At 73.8% G+C, this 1,733-nt stretch carries 2 protein-coding genes and 1 pseudogene; all 3 read left to right on the forward strand.

The genetic code is table 11. The features are described 5' to 3' along the window. Window positions 1-284: pseudogene (locus ACFFNX_RS49200) on the forward strand (FAD binding domain-containing protein); the annotation flags it as partial. Then, window positions 284-754 carry a (2Fe-2S)-binding protein gene (locus ACFFNX_RS49205; protein ID WP_378213369.1) on the forward strand — a complete coding sequence of 157 codons (471 nt, stop codon included), beginning with the start codon at window positions 284-286 and terminating at the stop codon, window positions 752-754. The pseudogene ACFFNX_RS49200 and the gene ACFFNX_RS49205, both read left to right, overlap by 1 nt. Next, on the forward strand, window positions 751-1,733 hold a 983-nt coding region (locus tag ACFFNX_RS49210), incomplete at its 3' end, for an amidohydrolase family protein (RefSeq protein WP_378213370.1). The genes ACFFNX_RS49205 and ACFFNX_RS49210, both read left to right, overlap by 4 nt.

The following is a 1,733-nucleotide window of genomic DNA, read 5'->3' on the forward strand; positions in this document are numbered from 1 at the left end:
TCGGCACCGGCATCGGCTCTGCCGCGCCCACGCCGATCCGGGCGACCGCCGCCGAGGACTTCCTGGCCCGCGAGCTCGACTGGGACGCGCCGCTGGACGAGGCCGTGGCGCGGGAGTTCGGCGATCTCGTCGGGGCCGCGGCCACGCCGATCGACGACGTGCGCGGCACCGCCGCCTACCGCCGGCACGCGCTCGCGGTGATGGCGCGCCGCACGCTGACCTGGGCGTGGCGCGACCATCGCGGGCCGGCCGGCGCCGAGGATCCGGGAAGGGGGGCCGCCTGATGCGGGTGAGCTTCACGGTCAACGGTTCGCGCGAGACCGTGGACGGCGTCTGGGAGGGCGAGAGCCTGCTGTACGTCCTGCGCGAGCGGATGGGCCTGCCCGGCTCCAAGAACGCCTGTGAACAGGGCGAATGTGGCTCGTGCACGGTCTATCTCGACGGCACGCCGGTGTGCGCGTGCCTCGTCGCGGCCGGCCAGGCGGAGGGCCGTCGGGTCCGTACGGTCGAGGGTCTCGCCGAGGGCGACCGGCTGGCGCCGATCCAGCAGGCGTTCGTGGACGCGGGCGCGGTGCAGTGCGGGTTCTGCACGCCGGGCCTGCTGGTCCAGGCGCACGACCTGATCGAACGCCGTCCGGACCCGTCGGACGCGGAGATCCGCGAGGCGCTCGCGGGCAATCTGTGCCGTTGTACCGGTTATGAGAAGATTCTCGACGCTGTACGCCTCGCGGCGGCGCGAAAGGCGGGAACATGACGGACGGCGTGATCGTCCTCGAGAACGGCCATGTCGTGCCGGTGCGCGGTCCGGAGATCGCGGGCGGGCACGTGGTGATCGAGGGCGACCGGATCACCGCCGTCGGCGCCGGCCCGGCGCCCGTGACCGGCGCCGCACGCCGGATCGACGCGAGCGGGTGCCTGGTGACGCCCGGCCTGGTCAATACGCACCACCACCTCTACCAGTGGGCCACCCAGGGGCTCTTCCAGGACGCCACGCTGTTCGACTGGCTCACCGGCCTGTACGACACGTGGGCCGGGATCGACGCGGAGGTCGTGTACGACGCGGCCGTCGCCGGGCTCGGCTGGCTGGCGCTCGGCGGCTGCACGACCACCACCGACCACCACTACGTGTTCCCCCGGGGCCGGGGCGACCTGTTCGACGCCGAGGTGCGCGCGGCGCGGGAACTGCACGTCCGGTTCCACCCGACCCGGGGTTCGATGGACCGGGGCCGTTCGGCGGGCGGCCTGCCGCCGGATGAGATCGTCGAGGACCGCGAGGAGATCCTCGTGGCCACCGAGGCGGCCATCGACGCCTACCACGACCCGTCGTTCTCCTCCCTGCTGCGCGTGGCCGTCGCCCCCTGCTCGCCGTTCTCGGTGACCGAGGGGCTGATGAGCGAGACCGCCGCCCTCGCCCGCCGCAAAGGGGTGCGCCTGCACACCCACCTCGCCGAGACCCTCGACGAGGAGGAACACTGCCGGGAGCAGTTCGGGTGCACGCCCGGCGAGTACATGGACAAGCTCGGCTGGCTCGGCCCCGACGTCTGGTTCGCGCACTGCGTGCACCTGCACGACGCCGACATCCGGCGGTTCGCGGCGACCGGCACCGGCACCGCGCACTGCCCGACCTCCAACGGGCGGCTCGGCTCGGGCGTCGCCCGGGTGAGCGAGCTGCTCGCGGCCGGCGCACCGGTCGGCCTCGGCGTGGACGGCGCGGCCTCCAGCGAGCTGACCTC

The organism is Actinoallomurus acaciae, from assembly GCF_042429965.1.
Taxonomy (GTDB): domain Bacteria; phylum Actinomycetota; class Actinomycetes; order Streptosporangiales; family Streptosporangiaceae; genus Actinoallomurus; species Actinoallomurus acaciae.